Genomic DNA, 24,309 nt, shown 5'->3' with positions numbered 1-24,309 from the left:
AATGCGTCGCACCGGCGGTCACCACGCTGCTCAGGTTTTCCACCGCCTGATTGGTGGCGAACAACTGCGAACCGTTGATAGCGTCGGTGCTGCCTCCATCGATGCGACCGGCGGCGACATTGGTGATGGTGCGCTGCGCGCCACTCGTGCCCACGCTCACCGTGCTGCCCGGATTGGTGCCGGCGAAGTTGTAGGTGGTTCCATTGATGACCGTATTGGAGGTACCGACGGCGACGGCGGTAGTGGAACCAGCACCCAGCGCCACGTCACCCGCATTGGCACCCGCGGTCGCGCCGTTGCCTATGGACACAGCATTCGTCGTGCTCGCGGTGGATACCGGACCGATCGCTACGCTGTCGGTCCCTGCCGCGTTGGAGTCGGCCAGCGTGGAGTTGGCGTGGAAATACCTGATGCCGCCACCGTCCACCACGCCGCCGATCTGGTTGAACACGTTCTGCAACGAGCTGTACGTGTTGCCGCCATAGGTGATGCTGGTAGTCACCGCACCGGTGACCGGGTTGTAGGTCGTGCCGCCACCGATGCTGGTGGCAATGGTATCGCCGAGGTTGGTCACCACGCTGCCGAGGTTGGTGATACTGGTGCCCAGCGTGCCCACCGCCAGGTTGGTGGCGAACAGCTGTGAGCCATTGATCGCATCGGTACTGCCGCCATCGATGCGGCCTGCAGCGAGGTTGGTGATGGTGCGCTCCGTCCCGCTCGCACCCACGCTCACCGTGCTGGTCGGGTTGGCGCCGGCGAAGGCGTAGGTGGTTCCATTGATGACCGTATTGGGCGTACCGACGGCGACGGCGGTCGAGGAACCGGAACCCAGCGCCACGTCGTTGGCGTTGTTCGCAATGGCCGCATTGCCAAACGCCACGCCACCGGCCGCCAACGCCTTGCTGGTGTTGCCCAGCGCAACCGAACCCTGGCCGATGGCCTGATTGCTGTTGCCGATGGCCACGGCGCCGGCTGCTGCCGTGGTGCCCGTGGCGTCGCCTGCCGCGACGTTGTTGGCGCCCAAGGTCACCGCGCCATCGCCATTGGTGACATTCGGATCGCCGATCGCCACTGCGCCGTTGCCAGTGACAACCTGGCTTTCGCCCAGTGCGACGGCGCCGGTGCCGCCCTTCACCTGTGAGTTGTGGCCGCCGGCGATGGAGCCGGTGCCGGCGGCGGCGGCGACGGTATTGGTGTCGCCAATCGCTACGGTGGATGCCGCCTGTGCCTTTGACGCAAGGCCCAACGCGACAGCATTTGCTCCGCTGCTGCCGGCATTGAGGCCAATAGCCACCGCGTTGGTAGCGCTCGCGGCTGTGCCGTACCCCAAAGCGACCGCCTGGTTACCCGAAGCATTGGCTGCAGGGCCTATCGCGATGGCATTGGCAGCACCCGCATTGGACTGCAAACCCACGGCTATGGCGCTCGCTTGCGACGCCGCTGCCTGCCCACCCACGGCAATGGTGTCGGAACTCGACGCCTTGGCTCCCGCCGTACCATTGCCGCCCAGCGCGATGGCCGACGCGCCCGTAGCTGCAGCCTGGCGGCCAATGGCTATGGCACTGTTCTGGCTTGCGCTCGCCTGCAAGCCCATGCCGATGGCATAGATGCCCGAAGTGCTTACATCCGTGCCGATGGCAATGGCTGATTCGGCTGAGGCGCCGGTTCCCACGGTACGCGATCCCAGATAGATCGCGTTGAGGGCCGTTGCATAAGCTTGCCAGCCCATGGCGGTCGCATGAGACGCAAGGCTTTGGGTCGATAGTCCGACCGCTGTCGCTCCCTCGCCGGTGGCATTCGTAAAAGCACCCAACGCGGTGGCTTGCCCGTTGTTCGCCTGAGCGGAGGTTCCAAGCGCTACGGCATTCAATGCGTTGACTGCTTTGGATACAGTGCCAATGGCAACACTATTGGCGGAGTTCACATCAACGTTACCACTCAAGGCAACGCTGCCGACGGAAGCGGACACTGACGAGGTGCCAATCGCGATGGCATTACCAGCGGATGCGGTCACGTCGGTGCCGATGCCGATAGCCCCACCCGAAAGCGCGCCAGTGGTCGGACCCGTACGCGCACCGATATAGATCGAGTTGATCGCATTGGCGTAAGCCTGAAAGCCGACCGCGATGCCGTTCTGTCCAGCCGAATGGGAGTTGTACCCCACCGCCAGCGCACCCAGCACATCGGCCTTCGCAATCGAACCGAGCGCCGTGGCGCCCACGCCGCTGGCCGTTGCCCCGAAGCCCATGCATGAGGCCGTGCTGTTGTAGGCGTTGAACGGCGACGGATTGCAATCGACCGATTGTGCCTGCGCGACCGCTGACCACCCGATCCATCCGAAGACGGCCATGGCAGAGAAGAGGCCGGCGCTGAGCCGGCTCAACGAACGGCGGCGCATGTCGCCGCCCTGGCTCGCCCCGCCACGACGGCGTGCGGCCAATTCGGAAACCACCACCAGCTGCTGCAGCTCATGGCTCCAGACCTTGCCGTGAATCTTGTTCATACCATCTCCTTGGGGTGTGGGGGAAAGGAGCCGAAGACTGCGGGGTGATAACAAAACGTCGGCACACATACGCCCGTGGCGTGGAGCCTCAAACTCCACACGCGTGGTTCGTTGCCTGCGAATGCCCTGGTTCTTCGAGCGCCTGACTTCGTCTTCTATGTACTTACATCAGCCGGCCGCTGCTGCTCGAGTTCTTCAGGCAGCAACCGACCGCTTGCGTGCCGATGATGGCGCGCAAGATTCGAACAAAAGAGGTGCTCCAGGACGCGACTATTCAAGTCGTCGGTATCGCGTGCCGAGGCTGCCGTGCATGCAGGTGAACTTTCCCCGCGTCGGCAGTCCAAGGTATGCGCGGGTTCCCTGGATGGTCGTCGACTCTGTTGATGGCATCGTCAATGCTCCATTGCCTCATCCGTCTGGTGGACACGTATCCCTTTCGCACGCAACGCCTCAACCCCGGAAGCTATCCACTTCCAGGCGCCACGTGGTGCATGTGTAAAACCGTCAGGAGCCGATGCCGCGTCCGTTCGCCCGGCAAATGGCCTGTTGCAAAGGTGAAGATTCGCGAGAGCGCCCCATGACGGCTGCAACGGCCCCCAAGCCGCCAAGCGCTTCGGCCCAGGCATGCAAGCGTGGACGCGCCGGGGTATTGGTATGCGAGAAAGTATGCGAAACACGATCATGGTCCCTCGATCCAAGGACGCACCGGCAGATCCTGTTGAGCAAGGCAAAGCATCACCGCGAGGCCGCGGCTGGCGACTTCGTTCAGCATGCTCTACACCCAACAAGGAACCTGCTTCGATGCCCCCTGTAAGCATCCGCAACCGAAAGCTCCGCTCAACCATGCATTTCGCAGCGCACCTATCGCAGCGTGACTTCGCAGCTGCAGAACGCTTCATCCGAAACCAGCGAGGCTTGCTCGAATCCTAACCGTCTTGCCACAAATGAGAAGTGGTCCGCGCTTAAATATGCGATGCACATCACTATCCGATCGCACCATACTCTTGCGAATTTAGACGTCTAAATGAAATGCCACGTCATAGCTCAATCAACGCCTCAAGAAATCTTCCACCGATTGCACGACGATGATCGTTATCGCAACCACTTGCATCACCCCGGCGGGTGCTTTCAATCGCAACAACAGGAAAAAGCGGCAACCCTCCTTCATCTGTTCACGAGATGAACCTGTTCTGGTTCAGTCCGCTTGGCGGTCCAACTGGACTGGCGATCGTGTATTTCGTTTTTCAATGGACACGATCCAATCATTTAATTTGCGGGTACCCACCGTCGCCTATACGTTCTTTCCATTCTTCCCCATGACCATGCCGGCACCCGCGCTACTTTCTGCCGGTCATGCGCACCCAGTGACGATGCCGTGTTAGATCGACTTTTCGACCATGCCGTGGACATCCACGGCAAACAGATTCGCTTGGCCGTCAAGGATGGCCGCCTTGTGAAGATAGCGTGCGACCAACGCGTGGATGCCTCGGTCGAGGTGATCGACCTCGGCGGTCGCCTGGTAATGCCTGGTTTCGTGGACGGCCACATCCATCTGGACAAGAGCTTCGTAGGCGATGCCTGGCGGCCGCATGTCGAGGCACCAACGCTACGCGATCGGCTTGCGGCCGAGAAGGCGCTGCTGGCCGAGGCGCGCCCCATGGTGGAGCGTGCGCACGCGCTGATCGAGCAGGCCGCCATGTTTGGTACCGTGGCCATGCGTTGCCATGTCGATGTCGATGCCACGGCGGGACTGTCCCACCTGCATGCGGTACTGGAAGCGTGCAGCCATTGGCGCGACGCGATCGATATCGAGATCGTGGCGTTTCCGCAGGCCGGCGTGATGTCGTGCCCGGGCACGGCGGCCGTCCTCGATGCGGCCATGCGCGAAGGTGCCACGGTCATCGGCGGCATCGATCCGACCGTGTTCGACGGCGACGCCGATGGCCAGTTGGACGTCGTGTTCGGCATCGCCGGGAAGCGCAGTGCCAAGATCGATATCCACCTGCACGAGCCGGGGTTGCAGGGGATCGAACAGCTGCAGCGCATTGCCAAGCGCACCCGCGCACTCGGCATGGCGGGACGCGTCGCGGTCAGCCATGCGTACGCGCTTGGCGAAGTGCCGCTCGAGACAGTGGATCGCATCGCCGGCGTATTGGCCGATGCCGGTGTTGCGATCATGACCAACGCGCCGGGGGACCGCCCCTTCCCCCCGATCCTTCGCCTTCGCGCCGCCGGCGTCCACGTATTCGCCGGCAACGACAACATTCGTGACGCGTGGTGGCCCTATGGCAACGGCGACATGCTCCAGCGCGCGAACCTGATCGGCTACCGCTCGGGCTTCTACACGGACGACGACCTGCTGGTCGCGCTCGACATGGCCACCGAGGCCGGCGCGGCGGTGCTGGGCAAGAGCGGCTACGGCCTGCGGCCCGGCAACGAAGCGACCTTCCTGGTCATCGATGCGCCGAACGGCGCTGCCGCCGTGGCTGGCGCACCCGGCGAGCGCGACATCGTGCGCCGTGGCCAATGCGGGAAAGGCGGCGCCGCACGCCCGATCGCGGCTCGTCCGTCCTGACACCCTGCCCGCCGCGACGTCCTCTTCCACCGCAAGCAAACACTCGATCATCGCGCTCCGCCGACATGGTTGGCGGGTGCGCCAGGTTATTTCCTGTCGCGATCCAGCATCCGGCTCAACTCCCGCCCCAGCGCCTGCACGACCGGATCGGCCGTCGGCCGGTACAACAGCGCGATATCCATCGTATCGATGGCGGGAAAACCTTGCCGGCGCGTGAGCACCGCGTGCTCCGCCGTGACCGCACGCGCGGGCAGCAGGCTGATGCCGAGTCCACCAGCAACCGCCGACTGGATGCCGGACAGGCTTGAGCTGGTGAAGCTGATGCGCCAGCGGCGTCCCATGCCCTCCACCACCTTGATCATCTCGTCGCGATAGAGCCCGCGCGGCGGAAACGCCACCAGCGGCACCGGATCGAGCGCGAAAGCGGGGCTCTTCGCGCTGTCGATCCAACGCATGCTTTCAGGCCAGCGCGCGACGGCTTCGCGGCTGTTGCGGCGTTGCTTGATGAGGATCAGGTCCAGCTCGCCATGGTCGTAGTTGCCCGCCAGGTCACGGCTGAGTCCCGTGGTGACTTCCAGCTTGACGCGTGGATGCTTGCGGTTGAATGCGGCAAGCAGCTGGGTGGTGCGGCCGGCCGCGAAATCCTCCGGCACGCCGAGGCGCACGGTCACGGCCACATCGGCCCCGGCCAGTGCATCCAGCAGCTCATCGTTGAGCGTGAGCATCCGCCGCGCGTAGGCGAGCACGGTTTCGCCCGAGTCCGTCGGCCGCACATCGCCCTTGCCGCGCACGAGCAGCTGATGGCCGGCCATGTCCTCCAGCCGGCGCACCTTCTGGCTCACGGTGGACTGGGTGGAATGCAGCCGTGCCGAGGCCATCGTGAAGCTGCCGCAGTCGGCGACCGTGACCATCGCCCGCAGCAGATCGAGCTCGAACAGGGACCTATTCGATTTCACACTGGTAGCCATTCGAATATTTACCTACTCAATGGACGGAACGGTATCTAACATGGCCTGCCAGGCCCGGCAATCGGCCTCACGGCGCTCAATGCCGAGCCCCGCTGCCGCCTCCATGGAACAGGATCGTCCGGGAAACGCCAGCCTTTCCACACGCTTTGATCTGCGCCCAACGAACGATCCAGGAAACCGATCCGATGAAGAAGTCCCTCGCCTGTGTCATCGCGACCTTGTTCGCCTTCGCTGCACCCGCCCATGCAGCGGCCTCCCGGGGCGACGTCATGATTCGACACGCCACGGTGGTCGACGTCGAGCATGCGCGCACCGTCGATGACCAGGCCGTCGTACTGCGCGGCGCCGACATCGTCGCCGTGGGCTCCGATGCGGATATCGCCAAGGCCTGGACCGCCACGCAGACCGTCGATGGCAAGGGACGCTTCCTGATTCCCGGCCTGTGGGACATGCATGTGCACTTCGGCGGCGGCCCGGGCTTGATCGACGAGAACAAGGCGCTGCTTCCCCTGTACATCGCCCACGGCATCACCACGATCCGCGACTGTTCCGGCGACCTGCCCGAGCAGGTGCTGCAGTGGCGCGGCGAGATCGCCAAGGGCACGCTGTTCGGGCCTCAGCTCTTCACCTCCGGCGCCAAGATCGAAGGCATCCATCCGGTGTGGAAAGGCACCATCGAGGTCGGCAGCAAGGCGGACGTCGATGCGGCGTTTGTCCGCCTGAAGAAGGATCGGGTGGACTTCGTGAAGATCACCGACAGCACGCTCGATCCCCAGCTGTTCCTCTACGCGGTGGCGCAGGCGAAGCGCTTCGGCATCCGTTCCTCGGGGCATATCCCGATGGCGCTGACCGTCGAGCAGGCCGTGGATGCGGGCATCAGCTCCATCGAGCACATCGATTACGCGTACAAGGCGGGCGTCAAGGACGAGGCGGCGATTTCCGCCGATTTCGCCGCCGGGAAGATCAATCGCGCCGAAGCGAACCGCCGCCTGGACGTGGGCTTCGATCCGTCCACGGCAATGGCGGCGTATCGCAACCTCGCCCGGAAGGGCGTGTTCGTGACACCGACGCTCAACGGCGGTCGCGTGCTTGATTTCCTCGATGTCGACAACCACGCCGACGATGCCTACCTGGCCTATATCGGCCCCAGGCTGCGCAAGACCTACGACTGGCGCATCGAGCGAGCTGCCAAGGCCACGCCGGAGCAGATCGCCGCCCGGCACGCGCACTACGAACACCTGACCAGGGTGTTGCCCATGCTGCAGCAGGCCGGCGTGACGATCATGGCGGGCACCGACGCCGGCTTTCTCAACTCGTTCGACTATCCCGGCATCGGCCTGCACGACGAGCTGACCCAGTTCGTGCAGAACGGCCTGACCCCGGCCCAGGCGCTGTCGTCGGCCACGCGGGCCGGCCCGGCCTGGTTCGGCAAGCTCGACCGCTACGGCGCGGTGTCCACGGGCAAGGCCGCCGACCTGGTGCTGCTGGATCGCAACCCGCTGCAGGACATCAACGCCACCCGTGCCATCGACAGCGTGATCCTTCACGGCCACGTCTACGACCGCAGGGCGCTGGATGGCATGCTCGAAGACACCCGGAAGAAGGTCGCCGCCTGGAACGCCGCCGAGGCCAAGGGTTGAGCGACCGGCTACGCCCTGAGGCGCGCCGCTTCCAGGTGAAACCCCATGACCGTGCCCCTGCCTCGGGCGCGGCAGATGGGATACCCCGCAACCGGGGCAAGGACAGCCGGGTGGCGTCGTGACGTAACCTTCGGGTTCGTGGGACGAAGATAAGGGGACACCCTTCCACCGGAGCGCCCATGTCCGCCCCTTCCCGCAAGCCTCCGCACCTGCTCTGGCGCTGGTGCGCCATCGGTGCCGCCGTCGTGCTGCTCGCACTCGCCTTCGCTTTCGTCGGCGGATGGCTCACGCCGCACCGGCTCACGCCGCAGCGCATCGTCGACGCCCTGCAAGCCAATGGCGGCGTCCATCCCGGGTTCCGGCGCAATCACGCCAAGGGCGTCTGCGTCGCCGGCTATTTCGAGGGCAACGGCGCCGCCTCGCCCTATTCCAGGTCCCTGGTATTCGCCGCAGGCCGCACGCCCGTGGTCGGGCGCTTTGCCCTGCCCGGCGGCAATCCGTATGCGCCCGATGGCAGCGTACCGATCCGCAGCTTCGCGCTGCGCTTTGCCCTGGCGAACGGCCAGCAGTGGCGCACCGGCATGAACAGCATGCCGGTGTTTCCGGTATCCACGCCGCAGGCCTTCTACGAACAGCTGCAGGCAGGTCGGCCCGACCCGGCGACCGGCAAGCCGGACCCGGCGCGACTCAAGACCTTCTTTGGCGCCCACCCCGAGGCAGGCCCCTTCCTCGCCTGGATCAAGACGGCCAAGCCATCGGCGAGCTACGCGACCGAGAGCTACAGCGGGCTCGATGCGTTCTATTTCGTCGACGCCAAAGGTGAGCGTCACGCGGTGCGCTGGCAGGTCGTGCCGGAAGCGAAGGATGCCGCCCCGGGCCCGGCCGGTGACACCGACTATCTCGCCAATGACTTGCACACACGCCTCGCCACGGGTCCGCAGCGCTGGCATCTGATGGTGACGCTTGGGGCACCCGGCGACCCCACCAACGACGCCACCAAGGTATGGCCCGACGACCGCACCACGATCGATGCGGGCACGCTGGTCATCGAGAGCGAACAGCCACAGGAAAGCGGCCCCTGCCGCGACATCAACTACGACCCGACCGTGCTGCCCGATGGCATCGAGATCTCGGACGATCCGTTGCTCGCCGCGCGCTCGGCCGCCTACGCCAGCTCGTACCTGCGGCGCACCAGCGAGGAAGCCCATCTCCCCGGCGCCGCCCGTGCCGATACGTCCAAGCAGGAGCACCCGTGATGACCGCGCCCCAAGCCTTCCATCCGCTCGCACGCCTGCTGCACTGGACCATGGCCGTGCTGATCCTGGCGATGCTGTTCGTGGGCGTCGGCATGGTGACGACGGTTTCCGAAAAGCACCAATGGCTGCTCGCGCTCCATCGACCGCTGGGCGCCGCCATTTTCGTGCTGGCCTTGATACGCATCGGCGTGCGCCTGCGTTTCAAGCCACCTGCCCTGCCCGCCGACATGCCGGCGCTGGTGCAATTCGTGGCGCACGCGTCGCATTGGGTGCTCTACGCCTTGATGCTCGCGATGCCGCTGATCGGCTGGGCCATGCTGTCGGCGGGTGGCTATCCGATCATGCTGGGGCATGCGTGGCACTTGCCGCCGATCGCGCCGGCCAACGGCGTGCTGTTCGCCTGGTTGCGCGAAGCGCATCGCTACGTGGCTTACCTGTTCTTCCTCACCATCCTCGGGCATATGGGAGCGGCGCTCTATCACGCGTTGATACGCCGCGATGAAGTGTTTCCGAGCATGACATTTTGGCCCAAAGGCCATGGCGTCAAAACCGAAGCGCCACCGGATATCGCAGCGGATGAAAGCGAAATCATGACTGATACCAGACAGCCGCCTGCGGCTTGAGCGCATCTACGGTGTCAGGCGCACCCGTATTGATCGTCATTCCGGCGAAAGCCGGAATCCAGCGACTTGGCCATTCCACGAGTTAAAGGCACTGGATTCCGGCTTTCGCCGGAATGACGGGATAGCTAGACCGATCTCAACGGGTAGCCTGGATGCGGCCGCCCTCCTTTCCGGCTTCCGGCACCTCGCCCATGGCCTGGTACAACGCGGCTGTGTCGATCAGCCGCGCGGCCGCCGCCTGGATGTCGGTCAGTCGCGCGTTCTGCCAGCGCTGCTCGCTGAGCAGCGTGGCCGGATACGACACCGCGCCCAGCCGATAACGCGACTGCATGTCGGCATGGGATTGCCCGGCCGCCGAGGACGCGGCCTGCGTCGCCTGCAGCGCAAGCGCATCCTGCTGCAACGCCGTGAGCGTGTCGGCGACGTTCTGGAACGCGTTGAGCACGGTCTGCCGGTATTGCGACACGCTGGCGTCGTACTCGGCGATCGCCGCCTTGCGTTGCGCCCGCAGGGCGCCGCCATGGAAGATCGGCTGCGCCAACGACAAGCCCACGCCCCAGATCGAGGTGGAGCCGGTGAAGAGCTGCGAGTCCTTGAAGGACGCCGACCCCAGCGACGCCGACAGCGAGAGGTGCGGGAACATGTTGGCCGTGGCGACACCCACCTGCGCGGATGCCGCTTGCACCGCGGCTTCCGCGGCCCGCACGTCCGGCCGCTGGCTCAGCAATTCGGAGGGCACGCTCAGCGGCACCCGGCTGGGAAGCGTCAGCCGTGCCAGCGGCAAGGGCTCCGGGGCCTGGTCCGGCGTACGCCCCATCAGCACCGCCAGCAGGTGCCGGGCGCGCTCGACCTGGAAACGCAACGATGGCAGCGACGCGTCGATGGCCGCCGCGTTCTGCTGCGCGGCCAGCACATCGTCGTGCGACGCCGCACCCAGCGCGTAGGACTTCGCCGTGAGTTCGGCCTGCTCATGCGCCAACGCGGCGAGCCGCGCGGTGACGGCCAGCTGTTCGGCCAGCGAAGAGGCATTGACGGCGGTGATCACGATGTTCGCGGCAAGCGCACGCCGCGCGCCGTCCAGCTGGAACGCCTGCTGGTCCACCTGCGCCGCGGCCTGCTTGATGCCATAGCGCGTCGCACCAAACAGGTCGAAGGTGTAGTTGAGGCTAAGCTGGCCGGCATAGACGTTGTAGATGCTGGTCGGTGGCCCGAGCTTCGGCAGCCCGAGATCGCGCTGGCGACTCGCCTGCGCTTGCGCATCGAGCGAAGGCCACGCCGTGTTGCCCACCTGGGCGCGGAACTGCTGGTGCGCCGCTTCAAGCGTGTGCCGCGTGGCGTCCAGCGACGCATTGTTGCGCAGCCCTTCGTCCACCCAGGCATCGAGCGTGTCCGAGCCATAGAGCCGCCACCAATCGCGCACGGGGTGCATGGCGGTGTCGATGTGCTGCGCGACGCCGCCCGCCTCCACGCTGTCCACGGGCGCGGCAGCCGCCGTGTAGTGCTCCGGGGATGGCGGGGCCGGTGGCCTGGCCGGCGGCGCAAGCGAGCAGCCGGCCAGCGTGATGGCGGCGGCGAGCCATGTCATCTTCAGTGTGGGCTTCATGGCGCGACCTCCTGCGCCGGTTCGTCGGCACGTACGCGGAACCACGCCGCGTACAGCGCCGGCAGGTAGAACAAGGTGAGCACCGTGGCGACGGTGATGCCGCCCATCAGCGCCGTGGCCATCGGCCCGAAGAAGTTGCTGCGCAGCAGCGGTATCAGCGCCAGCACGGCGGCGGCAGCCGTCAGCGTGATCGGGCGGAAGCGTCGCACGGTGGCGCCGACGATCGCCTCCCAGCGCGGGTGACCGGCCTGGATATCCTGCTCGATCTGGTCCACCAGGATCACCGAATTGCGCATGATGATGCCCAGCATCGCGATCGTGCCGAGCATCGCCACGAAGCCGAACGGCTGGTGGAACAACAGCAGCGACCCGATCACGCCGATCATGCCCAGCGGCGCGGTCAAGACGACCATGAAGGTGCGGCCGATGCTCTGCAGCTGGATCATCAGCAAGGTGAGCACGGCGATCGCCATCAGCGGCATCTGCGCATTGATCGAACCTTGTGCCTTCTGGTTCTGCTCGACCGAACCGCCCACCTCGATGCGGTAGCCCACCGGCAGCTTGCTGCGGATGTCGCCGAGCTTCCTGTCGATGGCGTTGGTGACGTCCAGGCCCTGCGCGCCGTTGCGGGTATCGGCCTGCACGTTGATGGTGGGCTGGCGATCGCGCTCCCAGATCACGCCGTATTCGAGGCCCCAGGTCACATGCCCCAATTGCGACAGCGGGATCGCCGTGCCGTTGGGCGTGGGAATCGCCAGCCGCTCGATCTGGTCCGGATGCACGCGATCCGCCTTGGGCGCGCGCAGGTCCACCGCGATCAGCTTGTCGCGCTCGCGATACTGGGTCACGGTGGTGCCCGAGAGCGTCATGGCGAGAAAGCCGGCGATATCCTGTGAGGTGATACCGAGCTGCCTCGCCTTGTGCTGGTCGATCTCGAAACGCACCGACCGCTGCGCCGGCTCGTCCCAATCGAACTGTACATTGCGCGTCTGCGGATCGGCGCGCATCACGCCGGCCACCTGGTCGGCGATGCGCCGCACCGTGGCGATGTCATCGCCCTGCACGCGGAACTGCACCGGGAAACCGACCGGCGGGCCGTTTTCCAGCCGGCTCACGCGCGTGCGCACGGCGGCGAAGTCGCGCGGCAGCATGCCGTCGAGATAGCGCGCCAATTGCTCGCGCTGCTCCACGTCCTTCGCGGTGATCACGAACTGCGCGAAGTTCGGCTGCCCGAGCTGCTGGTCCAGCGGCAGGTAGAAGCGCGGCGCGCCGGAGCCGACGAAGCTCACGTAGTTGGCAATTTCCTTGCGATGCTTGATGACGGCTTCGAAACGCTTCACCTGGGACAGCGTGGCCTCGAACGAAGCGCCCTCGGGGAGACGCAGGTCGACCAGCAGCTCCGGCCGGTCCGAGCTGGGGAAGAACTGCTTGGGGACGAGGCCAAAGCCGGCCAGCGACACCACGAACAGCGCCACCGTCGCGCCCAGCACCAGAAAGCGGTTCCTGAGGCAGAAGTCGAGCCAGCCGCGGAACCGCAGGTAGAACGGCGTCTCGTAGATCTCGATGTCGCCCTCGTGGTGCACGATGGCCGCGGCGCGGGCGCGGCGTGCCTCGTTCCATCCCTGCGGCAGCCAGCGCGCCCACCACTCGTGTCCGGGTTTCGCGCGCTGATGATGCTCCGGCAGCATGTGGTAACCGAGCAGCGGAATCACGATCACGGCCGCAAGCCACGACACCAGCAAGGCGATCGCGGATACCTCGAAGATCGACCGTGTGTATTCGCCCGTGCCCGACTTCGCCAGCGCGATGGGCAGGAAGCCGGACACGGTCACCAGCGTGCCGGTGAGCATGGGAAACGCGGTACTGGTATAGGCAAAGGCGGCGGCGCGCACGCGGGTCCAGCCCTGCTCCAGCTTCACCGACATCATCTCGACCGCGATGATGGCATCGTCGACGAGCAGGCCGAGCGCGAGCACCAGCGTGCCCAGCGACACCTTGTGCAGGCCGATGCCGAACAGCTCCATGCACAGCGCCGTGGCCGCCAGCACGAAGGGTATGGAGATCACCACCACCATGCCGGTGCGAAAGCCCAGGCTGAGCAGGCTCACCAGCAACACGATGCCCACCGCTTCGGCCACCGACTCCAGGAAGTCGTCCACCGAATGCGATACCGCGTGCGGCATGCTGGTGACTTCGGACAGCTTCAGCCCTGCCGGCAGGCGCTTCTGCAACGAGGCCGTGGCCGTATCCAACACCTTGCCGAGATGGATGACGTCGCCGCCCGGCTGCATCGTGACGCCGATGCCCAGCACCGGCTGCGCCATGAAACGCATCTGCTGGCCCGGCGGATCGTCATAGCCCTTGTGGATGGTGGCGATATCACCCAGCCGGAAGGTCTGGTTGCCTATGTGCAGCAACATGTCGCGCAGCGCATCCACGTTGTCGAACTGGCCAGTGGGCCGGACGAATACACGATCGTCCGCCGTGGTCAGCACGCCCGACGCGGCCACCGCGTTCTGCTGGTTGATCGCCTGCGCCAGCTGCTGCGGACTGATGCCGAGCTTGGAAAGCCGCGCGTTCGTCACCTCGACGTACACGTGCTGGTTCTGGTCGCCGAGGAAATCGACCTTGCCAACGCCCGGCACGCGCAGCAGTTCGGCGCGCAACTGGTCGGCGTAGTCGTGCAGCTGCGCCGGCGTGAAGCCGTCGCCTTCCAGCGCATAGATGTTGGTATAGACGTCGCCGAACTCGTCGTTGAAGAACGGTCCTTGCACGCCCTGCGGCAGCTGCGCCGCGATGTCGGCTGTCTTCTTGCGCACCTGGTACCAAGTGTCGGGCACGCTGGACGCGGGGGCGGAATCCTTGATGTTGAAGAAGATCAGCGATTCGCCGGGGCGCGAGTAGCTGCGCAGGAAATCGATCGACGGTGTCTCCTGCAGCTTGCGCGAGATGCGGTCGGTGACCTGCTCTTGCACCTGTTTGGCATCGGCGCCCGGCCAGAACGTCTGGATCACCATCACCTTGAAGGTGAACGGCGGATCTTCCGATTGCGACAGGCGGCTGTACGACAGCAGGCCGAACAGCGCCACCATCACCATCAGGAAGAACACCAGCGACTGGTGCCGCAGCGTCCATGCGGAGAGATTGAAGCGGCCCTCCCCATTCATAGCGGCGCGTCCTCCGGGTGCGGCGGAGCGATGGGTTGGACCTTCTCGCCGGCAGAAACGGTATGCACGCCCTGCATCACCACGCGCTCGCCCGCGTGCAGGCCGTCGCCCACCAGCACCTCGCGCTCGCCATAGCGCGCGACGGTGACGGGGCGCAGTTCGAGCGTCCCATCGCTGGGACGCACCACCCATACCGCGGGCTTCTCGCCCTGGTGAAACAAGGCCGTGGCCGGAAGACGAACGCCGCGTTCGGCATGCATGGAGGAAAGGCTGGCCTGCGCCGTCATGCCCAGGCGCAGCTGTTCGTCGGGCCGATCGAGCGCGAGCTTGATACGGTAGGTGCGCGACTGCGGATCGGCGGCCGGCGCGATATCGCGCACATGGCCGGCGAAGGTCCTGCCCGGCAGCGCCAGCACGGTCACCGTGGCCGGCTGCCCCATGCTGATGCCGGCGAGGCGATCTTCCGGCACGTCGAGGAACACGTCGCGGTCGCCCGACCACGCGAAACCGAACACCGGCTGGCCTGCCGCCACCACCTGTCCCACGTCGGCCTGCTCGCTGGTGATGCTGCCGTCGCGGTCGGCGACCAGCGAGGTATAGCGCGACTGGTTCTGCGCCAACGCCAGTTGCTGCTTTGCCTGTTCGCGTGCCGCGAGCGCGGAGGCATACGCGTCGTGCGTCTGGTCGAGCTGCAGCTGGCTGATCAGGTTCTGCTTCGCCTGCGCCTCGTCGCGGTCGCGCTGCTGCGCGGCGAAGACCAGGCGGTGCTCCGCGGCGTCCAACGCGGCCGCCGCGGATGCCTGCGAACGCGCCGCGTCCGCATCGTCCAGCTGCGCCAGCACCTGCCCCTTCTTCACCGTGTCGCCCAGGTGCGCCTGGCGCGCCACCAGCTGTCCGCCCACGCGGAACGACAGCGGCATTTCATAGCGGGCATGCACCTCGCCCGGGTACGGCTGCTGGGTCCGGCCGTCGGCCGGCTGCACCGGCAAGGCGATGACCGGCCGGGCCGCTTCGGCCTCGGGCTTGCCCTTCCCGCAGGCGGTGAGCAAGGCGGCGACAGCCAGCGCGAGCGGCAGCCATCGGTATCGGGCCGGCATGGCCGCCGGGAAATCACTACGGAAAGTCACGTGCCAACTCCTGCGTGGGGGTGCCTGGGGACGGCCGGCGGGGTTTGCCGGCGCGAGGGCGGTCAATTCAGTGACGAATACAAATACACATCTGTATTTGAAATCGCAAGTGTATTCCGATGCAATCGTCGGCCCCGTGTTACCATCGGCCCATGGCACGCAAGCGATTGACCCGGGAAGAAAGCCGCGACCAGACCCGCCAGCGCCTGCTGGAGGCGGCGGCCGTCGTCATCGCCAAGAAGGGGCTGGCGGCCACCAGCGTGGAAGACATCGCCGCCCACGCCGGCTATACCCGCGGCGCGTTCTATTCGAACTTCAAGAGCAAGACCGACCTGTTCATCGAGCTGTTGAAGCACGACCACGCCGATATCCAGCAGGGCCTGCAGGAGATCCTCGACTCCAAGCTGTCGATCGGGGACATGCAGAAGCAGCTCGCGAAGTTCTATGTGCAGGCCTATTGCGGCGACAACAGCTACGTGCTGTGGGCGGAAGCGCGCCTGCACGCCATGCGCGATGCGCGTTTTCGCACGCGCCTGAGCGCCCTGCTGCTGGAGAAGCGCGACATGTGCGCTTACTTCATCGAGAAGTTCTGCGACCTGATGGGCAAGACCTTGCCCGCGCCCGCCAGTGACCTTGCCTTCGGCACCATGGCGCTCATCGACGGCGTGCGCTTCTTCAACGACTCGATGCCCAACGAGCTGCCCGACCAGCGCGCCCAGCAACTGCTGAGCGCCATGTTCAGCGCCACGTTCTTCTCTTCCTGACGCGCTAGCCCGCGACGGATGCGCGATCCAGGCGCAGGTCGTTGAACTTGCGCCGTTCGATCAGCGCATTGACCTTGCCGTCCGCGCCGCGCCGGAAAATGAAGAGATTCCGCTCGTCGTCACTGCCCATGAAGACGTCCTTGCCGATCGGCTGCAGCAGGTTCGGCGTTGCGCCTGGCCGGGTGACCACGCGCAATCCGCCCTGTTCGCTGCTGACCTTCCATGCGCGCTCGGGCGCGTAGCGATAGCTGCCTTCGTAATCCCCCAAGACCAGATCCGCGACGGCAAGCTTCGGCGGTTCGGTGGGCAGGGTGACATCCTCATAACCGGCGAGCTTCCACGCTCCGGCCTGCTTCACGAACGTGAGCAGCGACTGGTAGCGCACGACGAACTGCTGGCCGAACACCGTTTCGCGCTCGTACTCCTCCACCTGCAGGATCGCCGTGTCGCCGTATTGCTGCACGTGCGCATCGCGCAGTTCGATGCTGCCCGAGAGCCCCTTCGGGAACGGATGGATCGACGCCACGGTATCGGTCTTGTGCGCGATGCGGCCAAATTCATCGATGACCACGGCGTCTTCGGTGAGCGCCTGCCGCCATGCCTCCTGGTTGCCCGTCGGCAAAGCGTCGACCAGGGCCTGCGTCGTCCGCAGCAATTCGTCCCGCAGCGCCCTGGGCGCCTCGCCGGCGAAGGCGGATGGTCCGAACGCGATGCCCGCGATGGCCAACGAACCCAACGTGCACATGCGCATGACGATCTCCCGGTGGACTCGCGCAGCCTGCTCCCGCCACGGCGGGCTTGCCTGTGCATGAAGTCATCGCCGTCGTGCCGCATGCCATCGCCAGGCACCCTGCATTCCGGCATGCCATGACGCCCGCGATGCCAACCGCATCACACATGTCGCATTTCCGTAGCAGACATCAAAAATTTCGCAAGAAACTGTCACGCTTTTCGCACGAACTTGTCATTCGCCAAGCCTAGTCTTCCGGCCCGCTGTGCAGGGCTTGTCTGGTTCAGGATTTGAATCGATTTAGACACGCATTTCTGCGGCGTCGCATGACGCAGCGGACGGAAATGCATACGAACGCACGGCTTGTCCCCGCCACTGGAGCAAACCCCGTGCATTGCCGCCCCATCACCCACGCCATCCGCCTCGCCCTGTTCGCCTCCGTCAGCCTGTGCAGCATCGCGCTGCACGCGCAGGATGCGTCCGCGCCCGACAACGACACCAAGAAGACGCAGGCCGAGAAGGACAAGGCCAAGAACCTGGACGGCATCGTGGTGACGGCGCGTTCCGGCGTGGACGTGCGCACGAAGGCCGAGACCAGTTATTCCATCACCACCATCGACGAAGACCGCCTGCGCATGCAGGCGCCGACCTCGGTCACCGAAGCGATGAAGTCGGTGCCGGGTTTCTGGGTGGAAGCCTCCGGTGGTGAAGCCAGTGGCAACATCCGCGCGCGCGGCATTCCGGTCGACGGCTATGGCTCGGTGAACCTGCTGGAAGATGGCGTGCCGGTGCAGCACGATCCGGCACTGGGCTATCTCAACGCCGACCAGGCGTTTCGCCTCGACGAGACCATCGAGCGCATCGAAGTGGTGCGTGGCGGTCCGTCGTCGGTGTTCTATTCCAATGCGCCGGCGGGTGCGATCAACTTCATTCCGCGCCAGGTGGGTGACACCGCCGAAGGCCTGTTCAAGTTCACCGTGGGCGACTACGGCATGGAGCGCGGCGACTTCTGGGTCGGCACGCCGGTGGGCGACGGCTGGAAGCTCGCCATGGGTGGCTTCTACCGCAAGGACAACGGCATCCGCGATCCGCAGTTTCCGGCCAACGACGGCGGACAGATCCGCATCAACCTTGCCAAGCAGTTCGAGAACGGCAGCTTCAGCGTCGACTACAAGCACATGGACGACAAGGTCGCCCTGTACCTGGGCATCCCGATGCGCACGCTGCCCAATGGCGACATCCGCGCCGTACCAGGCGTTGACGGCAACTACGGCACGCTCGCCGGTCCGGAAACCGAGCACGTCCAGATGAAGATGGGCGACGGCAGCCTGTACGACTTCGACAATACCGAAGGTACGCACGTCAAGCGTGACCAGGTCACGATCAAGTTCGACCATGACCTGGTCGACGACTGGAAGCTGGCCGAGGCGTTCCGCTATTCCAACACGCATACGCAGCGCAACGGCGTCTTCCCGAACGCACTGTCGAGCGGCACGGCGTTCCTGGCGACCGCGCAGGGCGCGGTGAAGAACTACCTACCCGCGGGCACGGCCGGCCTGCAGCTGCGCTACGTGGACAACCCGAACCAGGCGTTCAATCTCGCCAACCAGAACGGCAACGCGCTGGTGGTGCAGGCGGGCCTGCGCGGCGTGACCATGCCGGTGAACGAGTTCGACAACGACACGCGCATCCTGCGCAAGTTCGAGCTGGGCGGCCAGACGCATGACGTGACGTTCGGCTACTACTACGCGCACTTCAACCAGGACTTCAGCCGCTATTCGTCGGTGGCCCTGACCGATGCGCAGGACAATGCACGCCTGCTCGACCTGGTGGCGGTGAATGCCGCGGGCCAGCCGATCGCCAAGCTCACCGACAACGGCATCTACCGCTACGGCTACGAGTGGGAACACGCGGGCGGCAAGTCCACCACCAACGCGTTCTACCTCTCCGACGAATGGCAGGTGACGGACAACCTTCGCATCGACGGCGGCGCCCGCTGGGAGCAGGTGAATACGCGCGGCCAGACCGAGACCAAGCACACGGTGAACCAGGGCACCTTCGCCACGTCCAATATCCTCGACGGCACCGGCGTGTTCGTGCCGTATGACCATACCTTCAGCAAGCTGGGCTGGACGCTGGGCGCGAACTGGCAGTTCACGCCCAACTCGGGCGTGTTCGCGCGATGGACGCCGACCTTCCGCCTGCCGAACCTGAGCTCCTACATCACCAGCCCCACGGCGACGCCGATCACCCAGACGATGGATCTGGGCGAAGTCGGCTACAAGTACACCGACCGCCAGTTCGACGTGTACGCCACGGCGTTCTACACCAAGTATAACAACGTCGGCTTCAGCAACTACGTGTTCAACGCCACCTCCAACACCTCCACGGTGCAGCAGGGCTACGCGGACACCAAGACCAAGGGCCTGGAGCTGGAAGGCTCATGGTTCCCGAGCCAGTTCTTCGACGTGCAGTTGACCGCCACCTACCAGGATCCGAAGTACCAGGGCCTGCGCTACACCGAAATCGTCAACGGCGCGCCGGTGCTGCGCGACTACGTGGGCAACCAGCTGATCCGCGTGCCGAAGGTGAGCTACCGGGTGGTGCCGGGCGTCAACCTGCTGAACGGCAAGCTGCGCCTGCAGGTGGCGTACGAATACGAAGGCGAGCGCTACGTCGATACCGCCAACTCCGTTCGCCTGCCCTCGTACGACGTGTGGAGCGCCAGCGCGCGCTACGACGTCACGCAGAACTGCTCGCTGTACCTGTACGGCGACAACCTCACCAACTCGCTGGGCCTCACCGAAGGCAATCCGCGCGCCGGCGAGCTGCAGAGCGCCGATGCCGGTGCGAACACCTTCATCGCCCGCCCGATCCTGGGCCGCGCGTATCGCTTCGCGATCATGTACCGATTCTGACGGATGGCGGCATCGACGCGCCGATGGCAGTGGCTGATGGCCGGGCTCGTCTTGAGCCCGGCCTTCGCCATGGCGCACCCCCTGTGCGACCTCGAACAGCCCGCGCCAGGGTGCGATATCGCCGCGCTCGATCGCACGCTGCGCATGAACCAGCTGCAGGCGATCGGCACGCACAACAGCTACAAGCAGGCGATGCCGCCCGGGGAGTGGGCCGCGCACCACGGCCGCGATGCATACGGCGCCGAAGGCCTCGACTACGCGCATCCCCCGCTCGACGTGCAGCTGGATCGCGGTGCCCGCACGCTGGAGCTGGACATCTACCATGACCCGCAAGGCGGTCGCTACGCGCATCCGCCCGGCGCGCTGCGCAAGGGCTATGCGCCTTCGCCGTGGCCGGCCGCGATCGCCGCCGACATGGGCAAACCCGGCTTCAAGGTGATGCATCTGGCGGATATCGATTTCCGCAGCTCCTGCCAGGTCTTCGTCGACTGCCTGAAGATCATTCGCCGCTGGTCGCAGGCCCATCCGCGGCATGTGCCCATCATGTTGCTGCTCAATGCCAAGGACGGTCATGGCGGCCCCGGCGCCGTGGATCCCCTGCCCTTCACCCCGGCGGCGTTCGACGCGATGGATGCGGAGATACGCAGCGTGTTTGCACCGAACGAGCTGGTCGTTCCCGATGACGTGCAAGGCAGGCAGCCTACGCTACGCGACGCGGTACTCGCCGGCCGGTGGCCGACGCTGGGGAATGCGCGCGGCAAGGTGTTTTTCGTGCTGGATGAGGATGCCGCCAAGGTGGCGATCTATCGCGGCGCCCGGCATTCGCTCGAGGGGCGCGTGGCCTTCGTCAACACGGACGAAGGCTCGCCCGCGGCGGCGTACCTCACGCTCAACGATCCGCTGGCGGAAAGCGGACGTATCCGCCGCGACGTCGACGCCGGCTACATGGTACGCACGCGCGCCGATGCCGATACGCGCGAAGCGCGTCGCAATGACGCCAGCCGACGCGAGGCCGCGCTCGCCAGCGGTGCGCAATACGTGTCGACGGATTACATGGTTCCCGATGCGCGCTTTGGCCCGTATCGCGTCGCCTTTCCCGATGCGGCGGTCGCCCGCTGCACGCCACGCCTGAACGCGGCGGTTTGTTCGCCGCAAGGAAAACCCTGATGCGTCGTCACCCTGCCCTGCTCTTGCTGGCCCTCGCTGCGGCCCCGCTGGCCCATGCCGATGCCGCGGACAAGCCCGACCTCAGCCTGCATGGCGAAGTGACGGGCAAGGACAACCAGACCTATCGCCCGGTGCCCTTCGATGTGCCGGCCGGCACCACGCGCATCACCGTGCAGTTCGACTACGACAACAAGGCCGACCACACCACGATTGACCTGGGCCTGCTTGGCCCCGACGGCTTCCGCGGACAGGACGGTTTCCGCGGCTGGAGCGGCGGCACCAAGCGACTGTTCACGGTATCGGCCACCGATGCCACGCCCTCGTACCTGCCGGGCGCCATTCGTCCGGGCCGCTGGCAATTGCTGCTGGGTTTGCCCAATGTGCGCGCGAACGCGCGCACGCCCTATGACGTCAAGATCTGGTTCGGCCATGCGGGCGATCCGGCGTGGAAGCCGGACGTGCTCAACCCGCCGCTGCGCGAAGGTGCCGCCTGGTATCGCGGCGACCTGCACATGCATACCGCGCACAGCGATGGCCAATGCGACAGCCAGCGCGGCAAGCGCGTGTCCTGTCCGCTGTTCCTCACCGTGCAGGCGGCGGTGGCCAAGCACCTGGACTTCATTGCCATCACCGACCACAACACCGTCTCGCACGTCGACGCGATGCGCGAGCTGCAACCCTATTTCGACCAGCTGCTGCTGATACCGGGGCGCGAGATCACCACGTTCACCGGTCATGCCAACCTCATCGGCAGCACCGAACCGCTTGATTTTCGCGTGGGCAGTACGCAGGTGCCCGACTGGAACGCCGTGGCCGATGCCGCTGCGCGCACGCACGGGCTGTTGTCGATCAACCATGCGGTCCGCCCGAGCGGCGAGATCTGCATGGGCTGTGGCTGGACGGCATCGCCCGCGATCGACATGCGCAAGGTGCAGGCGGTGGAGATCGTCAACGACAGCGACGCCGGCTCACCGCTTTCGGGCATCCCCTACTGGGAGCAACAGCTCAGTGCGGGCTATCGCGTCACTGGCATCGGCGGCAGCGACAACCACAACGGCACCGCCACCGAGGCGCGCCCCGGTTCCAGCACCATCGGCCGGCCCACCACGGTGGTGCACGCCGATGCACTATCGATGCCCGCGATTCTCGACGGGCTGCGCGCGGGGCATGCCTTCGTGGACGTGCAGGGTACGAGCGATCGCGTGCTCGAATACCAGGCGCGCAACGCCGGAACCGAGGCTGCCATGGGCGATTCGCTGCAGGCGAAAAGCGGCAGCGTCGTGCGCGTCGCCATTCGCGCCAGCCATGTCGCCGGCGCACGCGCCGTGGCCCTGCTGGACGGCAAGCCGCTGCCCCTGGCCGACGACGGCAAGCTTGTCGGTGACGAAGCCAGTCTCGCCTTCGACTGGACCTCCGATGGCAAGCCTCACTGGCTGCGCGTGGAAGTGCGCGGCGCCGATGGCGCGCCTTGGCTGTACGGCAACCCCATCTACGTGAATCGTTGATCGGTTCCCCCTGGCCACGGTGCCGGCCCATGGCTTCGCCACTTGAGGGATCGGGCGCCTCGCGCGGCTGATCCCCCGGCCATCCCGCGACCACCCGACCGCTTCGCTCGTCGGCCCGAGCCCGCCCACCGGAATGCGCACCGCCTTCTCATCCGCCATGGGACGGTCAGCCCCCTTGAATAATATTATGATCGACATATAAATGAACCAAAGGCTCTGGAGGCCACGCATGGACATGACGACTACCGGCATCGGCCAAGGTCTCGGCGGCCTGGCCTTGCTGCGGGCTTTGATCGACTCGGGCAAGCGGCCCGGCATCGGTGATTCGCTGGACTTCGACCTCGTCGACGTCGACGACGGCTTCGCTGCCTTCGAAGGCGTGCCTGGTCCTCATGCGTTCAACCCGATGGGCGTCGTGCACGGCGGCTATTTCGCGACCCTCCTCGATTCGGCCTGCGGCTGTGCCGTGCATACCAGACTGGCGGCCAACCAGGCTTACACCTCGCTCGAACTCAAGGTCGCCTTCCACAAGGCGATGACGCACGAGACCGGCCGCGTGCGGGCCGAAGGACGCGTGCGCACCCTCGGCCGCCGCGTGGCATTCGCCGAAGCCAGCCTGATGGACGCGGGCGGGCGTCTGTACGGCACCGCGACGTCCACGCTGCTGGTGTTCGAGCGCTGATCGAATTCCTCCATGAAGCGGGCGCCTTACGGGCAACAGCTCGCCATCCTTCCGCGGCCCCGAGCAAGACTTCCCTCCCCACCGGATGCCACCCATGAACGACGCTGTCATCGCGGGCTATGTCCGCACGCCTTTCGCCTTTGCCCGCAAGGGCCCTCTCGCCACCATGCGCCCGGATGACCTGGCTGCCATCACGCTCAAGGCGCTGGTGCAGCGATCCGGACTGGACCCGCGCCTGATCGAGGACGTGCTGATGGGTTGCGCCTACCCCGAGGGGGCGCAAGGTGACAATGTCGCGCGCATCGCGCTGCTGCTCGCCGGCCTGCCGATCGAACTCGGCGGCGCCACGGTGAATCGCTTCTGCGGCTCGTCGATGTATGCGATCCACATGGCCGCGGGACAGATCGCCATCGGCGCCGGCGAGGCCTTCATGGCCGCGGGCGTGGAAAGCATGAGCATGGTGCCGCAGGGCGGCCTCAGCTATTCGCCCAATCCGCGGTTCGCGAGCCCGGGACACCACGGCGCGGAAATCGGCATTGAAGCCTATGTGACGATGGGCCAGACGGCGGAGAACGTGGCAAAGAAATATGGCGTCTCCCGCGCCGACCAGGAGCAGCTCGCACTGGAATCGCAACAGAAGGCGGCCGCTGCACAGTCCGCCGGACGCCTGCGCGATGAACTCGTCGCCGTGACCACGCCCGAGGGCATCGTGGTGGACCACGACATGTGCCTGCGTCCGCAGACCACGCTGGAAGGCTTGGCCGCGCTGAAACCTGCGTTCGGCGGCACGGTGACCGCCGGCACCGCTTCGCCGTTGACGGACGGCGCGGTGGCCGTGCTGGTCACCTCGTCGGCGTTTGCCGAGCGTCACGGGCTGGACGTGCTCGCGCGTATCAAGTCCACCGCCATTGCCGGCGTGGAACCCGAACTGATGGGCATGGGCCCGGTGCCGGCGACACGCAAGGCACTGCAACGCGCCGGTCTTCGCATCGACGATATGGACGTGGTGGAGATCAACGAGGCCTTCGGCTCACAGGCGATGGCGTGCTTGCGCGAGCTTGGCATCGACCGCAGCCGCGTG

General features: G+C 65.9%; 16 protein-coding genes. 10 read left to right on the top strand and 6 right to left on the bottom strand.

Going from position 1 to position 24,309, the window contains the following annotated elements; translation table 11 throughout:
* Positions 1 to 2,602, bottom strand: a 2,602-nt coding sequence (locus JMF82_RS17950) for an ESPR-type extended signal peptide-containing protein (protein ID WP_304487921.1), incomplete at its 3' end; no start/stop codon positions are given.
* 1,276 nt (positions 2,603 to 3,878) lie between these two features.
* On the opposite strand from JMF82_RS17950, the gene JMF82_RS17945 reads away from it, so the two are divergent.
* On the top strand, positions 3,879 to 5,078 hold the full coding sequence (locus tag JMF82_RS17945; RefSeq protein WP_201315898.1) for an amidohydrolase family protein: 1,200 nt from the start codon (positions 3,879 to 3,881) through the stop codon (positions 5,076 to 5,078).
* Between the two features lie 86 nt (positions 5,079 to 5,164).
* Here the strand turns inward: JMF82_RS17945 and JMF82_RS17940 are convergent, their stop codons facing one another.
* Entirely contained in the window at positions 5,165 to 6,034 is an 870-nt protein-coding gene (locus tag JMF82_RS17940) for a LysR family transcriptional regulator (RefSeq protein WP_236585550.1), read from the bottom strand.
* A 197-nt stretch (positions 6,035 to 6,231) separates the two neighbouring features.
* Here JMF82_RS17940 and JMF82_RS17935 point away from each other — a divergent pair, with 197 nt between their 5' ends.
* From JMF82_RS17935 to JMF82_RS17925, 3 genes are all read left to right on the top strand, one after another.
* Positions 6,232 to 7,686 (top strand): amidohydrolase family protein, encoded by a 1,455-nt coding sequence (locus JMF82_RS17935; protein ID WP_201315896.1) that lies wholly within the window; start codon positions 6,232 to 6,234, stop codon positions 7,684 to 7,686.
* 179 nt (positions 7,687 to 7,865) lie between these two features.
* Complete coding sequence (locus tag JMF82_RS17930) at positions 7,866 to 8,942, top strand: catalase family peroxidase (protein ID WP_201315895.1); 1,077 nt, start codon at positions 7,866 to 7,868, stop codon at positions 8,940 to 8,942.
* Positions 8,942 to 9,565, top strand: a complete 624-nt coding sequence (locus tag JMF82_RS17925; protein WP_201315894.1) for a cytochrome b — start codon at positions 8,942 to 8,944, stop codon at positions 9,563 to 9,565. The genes JMF82_RS17930 and JMF82_RS17925 overlap by 1 nt, the downstream gene beginning before the upstream one ends.
* 136 nt (positions 9,566 to 9,701) lie before the next feature.
* Here JMF82_RS17925 and JMF82_RS17920 read toward each other — a convergent pair whose 3' ends face one another.
* The 3 genes from JMF82_RS17920 to JMF82_RS17910 are packed head-to-tail and all read right to left on the bottom strand — an operon-like array spanning position 9,702 to position 15,462.
* A complete protein-coding gene (locus JMF82_RS17920; protein ID WP_201315893.1) occupies positions 9,702 to 11,168 on the bottom strand; it encodes an efflux transporter outer membrane subunit in 1,467 nt (488 codons plus the stop codon).
* Positions 11,165 to 14,335, bottom strand: coding sequence for an efflux RND transporter permease subunit (locus tag JMF82_RS17915; RefSeq protein ID WP_201315892.1), 3,171 nt, complete (start codon positions 14,333 to 14,335; stop codon positions 11,165 to 11,167). Before JMF82_RS17915 ends, JMF82_RS17920 begins: the two co-directional genes overlap by 4 nt.
* A complete protein-coding gene (locus JMF82_RS17910) occupies positions 14,332 to 15,462 on the bottom strand; it encodes an efflux RND transporter periplasmic adaptor subunit (protein WP_236585549.1) in 1,131 nt (376 codons plus the stop codon). The genes JMF82_RS17915 and JMF82_RS17910 overlap by 4 nt, the downstream gene beginning before the upstream one ends.
* A gap of 152 nt (positions 15,463 to 15,614) precedes the next feature.
* Here JMF82_RS17910 and JMF82_RS17905 point away from each other — a divergent pair, with 152 nt between their 5' ends.
* Positions 15,615 to 16,226 carry a TetR/AcrR family transcriptional regulator gene (locus tag JMF82_RS17905; RefSeq protein ID WP_201315891.1) on the top strand — a complete coding sequence of 204 codons (612 nt, stop codon included), beginning with the start codon at positions 15,615 to 15,617 and terminating at the stop codon, positions 16,224 to 16,226.
* A 4-nt stretch (positions 16,227 to 16,230) separates the two neighbouring features.
* On the opposite strand, the gene JMF82_RS17900 is transcribed toward JMF82_RS17905, so the two are convergent.
* Positions 16,231 to 16,977: a nuclear transport factor 2 family protein gene (locus tag JMF82_RS17900; RefSeq protein WP_201315890.1), complete on the bottom strand. Its 747-nt coding sequence runs from the start codon at positions 16,975 to 16,977 to the stop codon at positions 16,231 to 16,233.
* A 368-nt stretch (positions 16,978 to 17,345) separates the two neighbouring features.
* Between JMF82_RS17900 and JMF82_RS17895 the strand changes: the two genes are divergently transcribed.
* From JMF82_RS17895 to JMF82_RS17875, 5 genes are all read left to right on the top strand, one after another.
* Positions 17,346 to 19,874 carry a TonB-dependent receptor gene (locus JMF82_RS17895; RefSeq protein ID WP_236585548.1) on the top strand — a complete coding sequence of 843 codons (2,529 nt, stop codon included), beginning with the start codon at positions 17,346 to 17,348 and terminating at the stop codon, positions 19,872 to 19,874.
* A gap of 3 nt (positions 19,875 to 19,877) precedes the next feature.
* Positions 19,878 to 21,041: a phosphatidylinositol-specific phospholipase C1-like protein gene (locus tag JMF82_RS17890; protein ID WP_236585547.1), complete on the top strand. Its 1,164-nt coding sequence runs from the start codon at positions 19,878 to 19,880 to the stop codon at positions 21,039 to 21,041.
* A complete protein-coding gene (locus tag JMF82_RS17885; protein WP_201315888.1) occupies positions 21,041 to 22,546 on the top strand; it encodes a CehA/McbA family metallohydrolase in 1,506 nt (501 codons plus the stop codon). Before JMF82_RS17890 ends, JMF82_RS17885 begins: the two co-directional genes overlap by 1 nt.
* A gap of 229 nt (positions 22,547 to 22,775) precedes the next feature.
* Positions 22,776 to 23,228, top strand: a complete 453-nt coding sequence (locus JMF82_RS17880) for a PaaI family thioesterase (RefSeq protein WP_236585546.1) — start codon at positions 22,776 to 22,778, stop codon at positions 23,226 to 23,228.
* Between the two features lie 94 nt (positions 23,229 to 23,322).
* On the top strand, positions 23,323 to 24,309 hold a 987-nt coding region (locus JMF82_RS17875), incomplete at its 3' end, for a thiolase family protein (RefSeq protein ID WP_201315887.1).

The organism is Dyella sp. EPa41 (assembly GCF_016586165.1).
Lineage (GTDB): Bacteria > Pseudomonadota > Gammaproteobacteria > Xanthomonadales > Rhodanobacteraceae > Dyella.
The sequence above is the reverse complement of the archived record's forward strand: the minus strand, read 5'-3'. Positions and strand labels throughout refer to the sequence as shown.

What these genes read in the sequence shown, in the direction of transcription:
- JMF82_RS17935 (WP_201315896.1), top strand. Translation starts at nt 6,232, where the DNA reads ATGAAGAAGTCCCTCGCCTGTGTCATCGCGACCTTGTTCGCCTTCGCT.
- JMF82_RS17930 (WP_201315895.1), top strand. Translation starts at nt 7,866, where the DNA reads ATGTCCGCCCCTTCCCGCAAGCCTCCGCACCTGCTCTGGCGCTGGTGC.
- JMF82_RS17925 (WP_201315894.1), top strand. Translation starts at nt 8,942, where the DNA reads ATGACCGCGCCCCAAGCCTTCCATCCGCTCGCACGCCTGCTGCACTGG.
- JMF82_RS17920 (WP_201315893.1), bottom strand. Translation starts at nt 11,168, where the DNA reads ATGAAGCCCACACTGAAGATGACATGGCTCGCCGCCGCCATCACGCTG.
- JMF82_RS17915 (WP_201315892.1), bottom strand. Translation starts at nt 14,335, where the DNA reads ATGAATGGGGAGGGCCGCTTCAATCTCTCCGCATGGACGCTGCGGCAC.
- JMF82_RS17905 (WP_201315891.1), top strand. Translation starts at nt 15,615, where the DNA reads ATGGCACGCAAGCGATTGACCCGGGAAGAAAGCCGCGACCAGACCCGC.
- JMF82_RS17900 (WP_201315890.1), bottom strand. Translation starts at nt 16,977, where the DNA reads ATGCGCATGTGCACGTTGGGTTCGTTGGCCATCGCGGGCATCGCGTTC.
- JMF82_RS17890 (WP_236585547.1), top strand. Translation starts at nt 19,878, where the DNA reads ATGGCGGCATCGACGCGCCGATGGCAGTGGCTGATGGCCGGGCTCGTC.
- JMF82_RS17885 (WP_201315888.1), top strand. Translation starts at nt 21,041, where the DNA reads ATGCGTCGTCACCCTGCCCTGCTCTTGCTGGCCCTCGCTGCGGCCCCG.
- JMF82_RS17880 (WP_236585546.1), top strand. Translation starts at nt 22,776, where the DNA reads ATGGACATGACGACTACCGGCATCGGCCAAGGTCTCGGCGGCCTGGCC.